At 47.3% G+C, this 8,727-nt stretch carries 13 protein-coding genes; 5 read left to right on the top strand and 8 right to left on the bottom strand.

Translation table 11 applies throughout. The features are described 5' to 3' along the window. Nucleotides 1-328: 328 nt before the first annotated feature. Nucleotides 329-589, top strand: coding sequence for a Nif11-like leader peptide family natural product precursor (locus CJZ78_RS12955; protein WP_233128797.1), 261 nt, complete (start codon nucleotides 329-331; stop codon nucleotides 587-589). Nucleotides 590-612: 23 nt separating this feature from the next. Here CJZ78_RS12955 and CJZ78_RS12950 read toward each other — a convergent pair whose 3' ends face one another. The 4 genes from CJZ78_RS12950 to CJZ78_RS12935 all read right to left on the bottom strand — a co-directional run bounded on the left by CJZ78_RS12950 (nucleotide 613) and on the right by CJZ78_RS12935 (nucleotide 2,104). After that, a complete protein-coding gene (locus CJZ78_RS12950; RefSeq protein ID WP_094561727.1) occupies nucleotides 613-912 on the bottom strand; it encodes a hypothetical protein in 300 nt (99 codons plus the stop codon). Between the two features lie 54 nt (nucleotides 913-966). Further along, nucleotides 967-1,248 carry a hypothetical protein gene (locus CJZ78_RS12945; RefSeq protein ID WP_094561726.1) on the bottom strand — a complete coding sequence of 94 codons (282 nt, stop codon included), beginning with the start codon at nucleotides 1,246-1,248 and terminating at the stop codon, nucleotides 967-969. Between the two features lie 101 nt (nucleotides 1,249-1,349). Then, the gene (locus CJZ78_RS12940; RefSeq protein ID WP_094561725.1) at nucleotides 1,350-1,619 is read right to left on the bottom strand and encodes a hypothetical protein; all 270 of its coding nucleotides are present in this window, start codon (nucleotides 1,617-1,619) and stop codon (nucleotides 1,350-1,352) included. 137 nt (nucleotides 1,620-1,756) lie between these two features. Beyond that, nucleotides 1,757-2,104 carry a hypothetical protein gene (locus tag CJZ78_RS12935; RefSeq protein WP_094561724.1) on the bottom strand — a complete coding sequence of 116 codons (348 nt, stop codon included), beginning with the start codon at nucleotides 2,102-2,104 and terminating at the stop codon, nucleotides 1,757-1,759. 391 nt (nucleotides 2,105-2,495) lie between these two features. Here CJZ78_RS12935 and CJZ78_RS12930 point away from each other — a divergent pair, with 391 nt between their 5' ends. From CJZ78_RS12930 to CJZ78_RS12925, 3 genes are all read left to right on the top strand, one after another. Then, on the top strand, nucleotides 2,496-2,747 hold the full coding sequence (locus CJZ78_RS12930; protein WP_094561723.1) for a helix-turn-helix transcriptional regulator: 252 nt from the start codon (nucleotides 2,496-2,498) through the stop codon (nucleotides 2,745-2,747). A gap of 255 nt (nucleotides 2,748-3,002) precedes the next feature. After that, nucleotides 3,003-4,382: a hypothetical protein gene (locus tag CJZ78_RS13890; RefSeq protein WP_143592948.1), complete on the top strand. Its 1,380-nt coding sequence runs from the start codon at nucleotides 3,003-3,005 to the stop codon at nucleotides 4,380-4,382. 88 nt (nucleotides 4,383-4,470) lie between these two features. Then, a complete protein-coding gene (locus CJZ78_RS12925; RefSeq protein WP_158217092.1) occupies nucleotides 4,471-5,013 on the top strand; it encodes a hypothetical protein in 543 nt (180 codons plus the stop codon). Here CJZ78_RS12925 and CJZ78_RS13885 read toward each other — a convergent pair. Together CJZ78_RS13885 and CJZ78_RS13880 are read right to left on the bottom strand one after the other, a co-directional pair. After that, the gene (locus tag CJZ78_RS13885) at nucleotides 5,010-5,525 is read right to left on the bottom strand and encodes a hypothetical protein (RefSeq protein WP_143592947.1); all 516 of its coding nucleotides are present in this window, start codon (nucleotides 5,523-5,525) and stop codon (nucleotides 5,010-5,012) included. The two genes, CJZ78_RS12925 and CJZ78_RS13885, sit on opposite strands and share 4 nt — an antisense overlap. 2 nt (nucleotides 5,526-5,527) lie before the next feature. Continuing rightward, nucleotides 5,528-6,886 carry a hypothetical protein gene (locus tag CJZ78_RS13880; RefSeq protein ID WP_158217091.1) on the bottom strand — a complete coding sequence of 453 codons (1,359 nt, stop codon included), beginning with the start codon at nucleotides 6,884-6,886 and terminating at the stop codon, nucleotides 5,528-5,530. Nucleotides 6,887-7,126: 240 nt separating this feature from the next. Between CJZ78_RS13880 and CJZ78_RS12920 the strand changes: the two genes are divergently transcribed. Further along, on the top strand, nucleotides 7,127-7,393 hold the full coding sequence (locus CJZ78_RS12920; RefSeq protein WP_094561721.1) for a helix-turn-helix transcriptional regulator: 267 nt from the start codon (nucleotides 7,127-7,129) through the stop codon (nucleotides 7,391-7,393). On the opposite strand, the gene CJZ78_RS13875 is transcribed toward CJZ78_RS12920, so the two are convergent. Both CJZ78_RS13875 and CJZ78_RS13870 read right to left on the bottom strand, forming a co-directional pair. Next, on the bottom strand, nucleotides 7,379-7,723 hold the full coding sequence (locus tag CJZ78_RS13875; protein ID WP_143592945.1) for a hypothetical protein: 345 nt from the start codon (nucleotides 7,721-7,723) through the stop codon (nucleotides 7,379-7,381). The genes CJZ78_RS12920 and CJZ78_RS13875 overlap by 15 nt on opposite strands. Nucleotides 7,724-7,821: 98 nt before the next feature. Next, complete coding sequence (locus CJZ78_RS13870; RefSeq protein WP_143592944.1) at nucleotides 7,822-8,610, bottom strand: hypothetical protein; 789 nt, start codon at nucleotides 8,608-8,610, stop codon at nucleotides 7,822-7,824. Nucleotides 8,611-8,727: the final 117 nt, after the last annotated feature.

Raw genomic sequence — 8,727 nt, 5'->3', positions numbered from 1 at the left:
AACCGCTGAATCAGCGAAATCCAGCCCGAACAGCAAGTAATCAGATCGCGAGAGGGAGGAACGCGGCGTTTCTGACGGTTTTTCCGCAAACTCTTAGGTGCCTTGGGTCAATAGGTCGTGACAGATCCGCCAGGGTTTCGGCAGTAGGGCGCAGGGAGAACTTGATGGCAGTGGTTGCCCGAGTTCCGTTGGTTGAGGTCTTGAGCATTGGAGCGACTCTCTGTGGAGTTCAATGCCGCAATTATAGCGTCAAATGCTGCTGCCGTGAAGTTCTGTACTCTGAAAACCTGCCTTCGCCCACAATGGTTCCACCTCTTGAGCGCCCTGGGTGGATTGCCCCGCCTCACCGCTACTGGATGCCCTGGATCACTTCCTCTATCGGATGGATGAGGAACCAGAATTGGGGCGTGAGTTCTATGCCGCCAGAACCCCAGAGGAGATGGTCGCCTTAGCGGAGCACTGCGGGATTTTGATTGACGCTGATGACTTCCGTGCCCTACTGAGGAGTGGCAGCACTGAGTTTTGGGTTGTTGGTGGCGAGGTGGGTATCAATCCCATCGCCCATCTACAGCAGGTCTTTAGCGTCTAATGCTAGGAAACTAATTTGACCTATCAGTAGTCGTCGCCGTATTTGACCGTTGAGGTGGCATTCATCAACTCAACGGTGGTCTGGTAACCTTGCGCCACGGTGACCTCGTGCTGAATGCCGATGTCCCGCAGGGTGGCGACATCAAACTCAGGAGCAGTGATCCAACTGAAACCCTTTCCAAAGGTGTTGTCAGGGTTCACCACATACCAGTGGCAAGCGGTGTCGGGGACGGCAACGGAACATTTCTTCCAGTCGTTGTCCCACTGCGGCACTTGAACGAAGGACAGGACCGCAAATAGGATTCCAAAGAGACTTGTGAACATTGTCGCCTTTACAAGTAGTAATATTCTACCAGAGTTTGCTGCGATCGGTCCCTCTCAGGTTTCCTCCTGAACTGCCACCAGATAGGTGCTCACCAAAGGTTGTGCCCGTCCATCCCTCTGTGCCTGCTGCTGAAGACCCTTGATGGCGACACGGGTTTCAGGGTCATAGACCCAACTGGTGCGTGACCGTGACCGCAGCACCCATCCACCAGGGGCACGGACACCAAGGCGCTGTTCGGCATCCGTGAGGGTCTCCAGCAGGGTGGCATCAATCGCCTGACGCTCCTGCTCCAGGGTCTTGAGTTGCCCAGCGATCTCAACCCGCTGCTCTAGCAACTGATCGGCGCTGAGATCTGCCAGATGCGGGAACGGGTCTGGGCGTTCAGGAGGGAGGGTCCTCAGTAGGTGCTTCAGAGCACCTGGCGGTAGTGGTGGTGTCACTTCTCTCCATAGATGGCACCCTCTTTGACCAAGCGGTTGTAGTGACACTGGATGGCGTCTTCCACGATGGAAGCAAGGGTGATGGGTTGATTGGTGCGTTGGCGAAACTCCTGAATGGCGGATACCAGTTCCATCGTCTCTTCACTGAGGCGGATGCCGAACTGCTTAGGAGCGTCGGGATGGTCGTATGCCATTTCTGCTGGGATGAGTTTTTTGATTCTGGCGGGGAAGACCACCAGCACCAGCACCAGCACCAGCAGGAACAAGGAAGCGCATTGGATTGAACCTCTGTGGGTTTCAGGGAAAAGGGTTGGAGGGGCGAATCTCTTTGGATTTCTTACCCCTCAACACTGAAATCATAGCACCGAATCAGCAAGGCGCAGTGCTTAGTGCTTGAAAAACGTCAAACCGCAACCAGTTCGGGCACCTCCTGCGATGCCGCCACCTCCAGAGCAACCGCATCCAGCACCTGATCGGCAACTGAGCGGTGAGTGGTGGGGGTCAGATTACCAAGGCGGGCATCCAGTGACCTGATGAACAGGGTGCTGAACTCGCTGCTCACTTTGCTGGCAAGGATGTCAGCGGCGAATGCCCAGTGCTGAACCATCACGGCGTTGCTGAGGTGACCATCGGCAATGGCATCGCTGGATTCCTGCTCCCACTGGCAGCACTGGTTGCGGATGGCGGCAACGATCACGCTCTGGGCAGCGTTGATGGTCGCAAGGTCAATGGTGGAAAGGTCGGTCGGCATTGGTCTGATCCTCTGTGGGATTCGGGTGAGTGGTTGAGAGGGCGGGTTTCTAATGAACCTCTTGCCCTCAACGCAGTAATCATAGCACACGGAACTGAGGTGTGAGCGCGTAAAGCGCTAAAGCATTGAGAAATGTTCTGCTTGGCGACGACGTATGGATCGCTACGGCATCAACTGCTGATTCTCTTTATAAATGGGGTCGTAAGCGGAGTCGGTATGGTCGCAACTGGTTTCCCGTCCCTTCTTGCCTTCGTTGCCCTGGTGGGATTTGCCGTGGTTCAGGTAGTGCTCTGGTTTGGTGTCTGACACTCTGCTATCTGTGCTAGGCACTGAGGCATAGGTATTAAAAACTGCTTTGCCTCTTCAGAGTGCTTGAGGTATCGTGCGCCTTATGGCAAAGCAAGCCCGTCTGACCCTCGCCAAGGCAATCGCCAAGGCAAACCTGCGACGCTCAGAGACAGGGGAGAAACCCATCACGATGAACTCCTTGGCGGTTCAGGCGGGAGTGGCAGCGACCACCATCACCCGACTGGCACGACACGACGACAAGGCAGCATCAGCACTGTCTCTGGATCTGGCATCCAAGATCGTGACAGTTTTGGACTGCGGCATAGAGGATCTGTTGGAGGTTATGGAGGACTAACCAAGACGGCAGGATCAGAAATTCACACTGTTATGGCTCCTCAAGGCCGTATCATGATGTGGGGCTAACCCGTCCTGCCCGCAGCGCCCAGTCATGGATCACTCAAGGGGTAATGAGGAAGCCCGTGGCGCTAGGTAATGGCTTGAAGGAATTGGCATTTGATTAGCACCCGAAAGCTAAATGGTCAACTAGAGTAGGTGCCATGCACTCAATACCGTTAAAATGGCAGGTCTAAGTACGGGAGCTTCGATCTTTTTGGCAATAGAACTGTTGTTTTTTATATTTCTTGTCTATTCAATATTTTCAGCAAAGCAACGGCTCGGCCAGCCGTTGGCGTTGCTATCCAAGTGCCTAAGACTGTCCGAGGACTTATTTGGAGACGACAGAGGTTTTGTTACTTCAGCTCGGACGAGATATCGAAGAGCTGCCGAGAGAATCGAGGAAGTAGATGCTCAAGCTATTGCATCTGGTGAACTTAGCAGCTTTGAGGTTATAAGGATATGGAAGTGGCGTATCAATATTGGCACTCTGAATGAACTGGTCACTAGCGCCCCAGGTGTCTTTGTAACTATTGGACTGCTCGGAACATTCATTGGTCTCGCATTAAATTTAGGCCAGTTGAGTACCATTCTTGATTCAGGTGATTCAAGCTCGTCTGTTTCTCCAGGTGATTTGGTCGAGAGACTTGGTGGTGTCTTAGCCCCTATGAGTACAGCTTTTATTTCTAGCCTTGGCGGTGTCTTCTTTAGTTTAATATTTTGGATACTCGGGCTAATTAGTGGAGCGGGCCGAATCTTGGAAGAGACTGAAACATTGCTTACGGCATACTTAGAGCAAGTAGTCCAAGCCGACTGTAATCGCTTCTCCCTTATGAGGGCATCGGTGGAGCGAATGGAGCTTTGCCTCTCAGAATTTATGGCAAAATTTAGTGAGCGAGTCGGAAATGCAATTGATCAAGCAATCACTCGGAAAGTTGATGAAGTATTTGAGGCCATCAAAAGAGGTTCTGAGGCACTAGAAAGTTATGCTAAGGCGTTTGACAAAGGAGCCCAAGAGCTTCACATAAGTGGCACTGCTTTCTATAAAGCTGCAAACATATTTTCCAAGTCGTCTTTTGCAACCGATTTTGGAGACTCCGTTTCTAGCCTGGTTAATGTATCGGATCAGCTTAGCGAAAATGCCCGTGAGCTCTCGACTAAGATAGGTTCTCTTTCAGAGAGATCAGATTTAATAGAGAAAGGATGGGGAGAAACTACATCTACAATTAAAGATTGTAGTAGCATGGCAAATAGCCTACTGACGTCAACCGAACAGTATACAAAAGCAATGATAGACGCTCTTGCGGAATTAGATGACGCTTCTAAGCAATTAAGAGCAGTAAGACTGGCTATCGGAAAAGAGAACAATCAATCTGACGAATTAACACGGGCGCTCTTGCTTGAGCTAAACAACTCACAAAGTGCAAAAGATGAAATTTTGAGACTCATGCAAAACTTGTCATCCCAACTTCAGAACCGAACAACTATTGACTCAAAACTTAATAGCCTCATTGAGGCTAATCTCCGAGTGGAAGGTCTTAATAGCACTGAAAGATCGAAGCTGAATTTGCTGCTGGATTCTCTTCTTAATTCTTAAGGCCAGAAAACTAATGGCAACCCGAAAACATCGCTCTTCTCTAGCCGCTCCATGGCTTGCATATACAGATCTTCTCAGTAGTACATTGATGATCCTTACAGTGGCTATTGTTGCTAGTGCCCTGGCTAAACTAGTCAATCAAAAGCCACCAATTATCCGATTGAGCGACGCTGCTGACTATCGGTTTTCTACAGGCAGCTACTTGATAAGTCCTCAATTTAGAAAGCAGCTTGCTAGTAAGCAATTGCCTGAAATAGAAAAAGTAATTCGATGCTATGGAATAGATACTATTGAGGTAATTGGTCATACCGACTCTCGACCAAACCCTGGTGGCAGTAATCTTGATTCCTTCTCACAAGACAAGAATAAAATCGTGTCAGCAAATGTTAGTAGTGGATCAAATGCTGATTTGGGATTATTACGTGCTATATCCGTTGAAAATCTTTTAAGAAATAGTCTCAATAAAAAATTTCAAAACCTAGATTTCCGTAGTTATTCTGCTTCAAGTTTCGTAAGTCCCGAGAACTATGTTAGCTCTAGCAACGTAAACAGAGACGATCAACAAGTCAAAAGGCGTATTGAAGTACGTTTTACTCGTTCTGAGAAGGCGACATCTATTCCTCGCTGCTAGTCTTCATCGTTTGCATGAATTCTGAATTTCCACTCAGCTTCCAGAAGTTGTTGCAGCTGAGGGAAATACGTTTCGCCTGTCTGTTTAATATGCTCCATGAACAAATCTAAGAGTGCTTTTTCTCTATATTCTTTAGCTTTTAATTTAATATCCTCGGTTTCTCCGTTCTGAATGAACCAAGTAATATCCTTTGTAGTGATGCTTTCGGGCTTTCTTCGATAGCTGATATTATCATCAATTTCTTCCTGCACACCATTGTCACCGCTTGTATCAGCAGAGTAAGAGCCTCTTTCCGAAAGAATCTGTTGATGATTATACAATTCGCCTGAGCTTCTCATTTTTAGCAGTGCGGAGCATAAAACTGGATTCCCTGTTAATCCCCAATTATACTCCCTATAAAGCAATTCAGGAGACTTGTTTGACTGAGAGGACAGCTCACAAACCTGCATGACAAGCTCTTGGATTTCTTCCGTTCGGTCCTTAAGGTCAGTCCATGGTTGTTGATCGGCCATAATTAGACTTCCTTGCTTTGGTTGTTCGATGTTTGTTGGGTCAAACGCTTTCTCCTCATAGACTGGAACTCCTCAAGCGTTGTAGAGTATCCCTCTAAAAACTTTTCACGTTCAAGGAGAAGCTCATTACTGTAAGACATTTTCATGTCTTCGCTTCTTGACTTCCCCCACAATAGAAATACTGCACCGACGCTTAATATTATCGAAATAAACATCCAGAATAAAGAAAATCCTAGCCCCCAGATTTTAGAGCCATCCCCAAGTTTGCTGAAGAACTGTGTGTTTGCTGCCCTAACCATTTCGCCGCCATCTCTAATTACAATATCGTTGCCTTGATTCTTGAATTTGTCACTATAAATTGTGGGGAAATGTTTTTGCAAGAATTGGAGGCTTGGCAATGTCTCCTTTTCCGATCTCCATTTATCAATCTGGAGACTTAGCTTGTCGGCCGCACTCCCATCTATTTCTGCTTGTATCCTCTGTTTTATGCAATCACCAGGAACGTTGCTGACGCTTCCACCATGTTTTTGCAGAATCTGTTGTATTGATAGATTTTGATTGCCAAGCTGCTGCTTGTATTCTCCATATGCTCGCACATACAAGGTAGTAAATAGCGGATCTTCTCTTTTTAAGCCCTCCATCTGTTGCTTAAGCGATTCGCATGAACTTTTATACTCAAGATACTTGGGGTTTTTGAGCTTTCGCAATTCATTCAGCTGTTTTTGCGATTTATCTACCTGCTCGTTTGCTAATTGTAGGGCATATTCCTTGGAAATTCCAGATCCATTGACTAAGATATCCATTCCTACGCCTGCCAGAGCGGTTTTGACAGCGGATATAACGAAAAACACTATTAAAGCGTTGCTTGCAGAGTTCTTTTTGCCTTTTGTTCTGTTGCATGATTCTTGCCCAGCTTTGTTGCTAAAAAACATCAGCAACAGAGACAAAGAAACTGCCGATGGGATCGACAATATTCCCAAATAAGAGCTAATTCCGTATTGGATAATTGGATAAGTGCTGACAGCATCCCACAGTGTTGAGCCTGCCATTAGGCTTGACGTATTTCGACAGCTTTGATCGAATTCCTGGGATGCACATGTTTTGCCCCTGAGGCTTGTCCCACTTGGCCAAAAGAATTCTCTCAGGCGACTACCAATTCCTTCATCCCGTGCGCTAACAGTTCTTCTGTTTGGTGTTTGAAACGCAATCTCTTGAGAGTCGCTATCATACCTTGCTTTTATTTTGTCTGCAGCTTCTCTTATGTAGCGGAGGTCTGGCGAGGTATCAATCCATTTGACAAGCGTGAGCGGAGAGAGTTCTACTACTGAACTGTCCTTGGAAGCCTCAGCCATGATCGTCACATTATTTCAGCACCTTAGCATCTCTAGCTGCCTGAGGCTATCGTTAGATATGTTTTGCTCGCAATTCTGGGATGCTTGACGGGATCTTGTTCATTGCCTTCGTTGCCCTGGTGGGATTTGCCGTGGTTCAGGTAGTGCTCTGGTTTGGTGTCTGACACTCTGCTATCTGTGCTAGGCATTGAGGCATAGGCATTCAAAACTGCTTTGCCTCTTCAGAGTGCTTGAGGTATCGTGCCCCTTATGGCAGAGCAAGTTCGTCTGACACTCGCCAAGGCACTTGCCAAGGCAAATCTGCGTCGTGCTGAAGCGGGGCAGAAGGCGATCACCATGAACTCGTTGGCGGTTCAGTCGGGCGTGGCAGCAACCACCATTACAAGATTGGCGAGGACTGATGACAAGGCGGCATCAGCGCTGTCGCTGGACCTGGCGGGGAAGATCGTGACGGTGCTGGATTGTGGGATTGAGGATCTGTTGGAGGTGGTTGATGAGAAACTATTGAACCGCTAAAAGTGCCTTTGCAAGTCTCGCTTTTATTTTTTCAACTTTCGGACTCAACCAAACCTTTGCACTTGCTGGTGTCGCAGTCGCCCTATATTTTTCAATGGCATTAATGTACCTCTCTGCAATGTCTATGACCCCTCGCCAATCCCTTTTCTTGGCAAGCATTGCCGCTGCCTTCTCAAAAAAGTAAGGTGCAGGCGCTAATGCATTTTTATTGTCATAAAAACATTCAAGTTCTGCTTCGCAGCAGGAAAGACAAATATCAAGATCCGATTTTGCTTGATCTTGGAATTCATAGGTTGGTTTACCATTAAAGGTTGCCTGCCGATATGTCATTTGAGGTTCCAGATCTATGTTTTAGATTTTGCGGTGATCCTAGGATGCGGCGCTAACATTCACTTGTGCTAATTGTAAATTTTTACCTGTGGCATTTATCATTGTTGATTGTTTGCAAGAAGTCTCTTGACCTCTTCTTGTTGGCACCATTTGGCGATTTTAATCCATTCTTCAACTGTCCCATTGTTTTTTAACCAGTTTGCCCGCCAACTGATGACTTGAATATTTCCTTTTACATACCCTTTTTCAGGTACGAACTTATCAAGACTTGGACTGTCGGGTTGCCTTCTGCCTCGCCCCAAATCCTTATTGATTGGGATGCCAAGGACAGGGCATATATCTGGTATTAGTATGTCTGATAGTTCAATATCAAACGAAATGCCGCATTTAGTTGCTCTTTCTTTTGCTGCTGCCCACAAATCAAACTCTCTAGTGTCAGTTTTACCGTGAGTTCTAAATCTATCTCCAGTGCTTTCTTTAAGGTAGCATCCGCACGATTGAACCTCGCCAGACCTGAGTTGCTCTGGCAGAACTTTGATGTCCGAGTTCCCACACGCACAGTCGCATATAGTGTACCCTCTGTTTTCGCCCCCTTTGGAGGTTGTTATCTCTATCTTTGTAAACGAGACAACCTTTAATCTCCCAAAGCGAGAACCTACGGCAACATCAGTATGTAAATGTTTGTTCTTGCATAACTTTCTTTTGCCTTGCTTTGCATAATACCAATGCTCGGATGCTCTCCTCGTGAACTCGTACCCGCAAATACAGCGTAGTCTCCAGAATGTCGTGCCACCTACTCCATTGGCATCGCCCTTGATCTCTTCCAGGAAGACGCAACCTGCAACTTCTTCTCCTGATGTGAGTCTGGGCAGTTGTGACTTGACCATTATTCCGTGAAATCACATATGGGTACCTCGAAATTTACAAGATTAGCCAGCCTCTGATCACCATAAAAAAATGCCTTTCGGCATCGTCGCAGCAGATCATAAGTGCTCAAGCAATAC

It is taken from the genome of Synechococcus sp. 8F6 (assembly GCF_002252665.1).
Lineage (GTDB): Bacteria > Cyanobacteriota > Cyanobacteriia > PCC-6307 > Cyanobiaceae > Cyanobium_A.
This window is presented reverse-complemented; position numbering and strand designations above follow the sequence as displayed.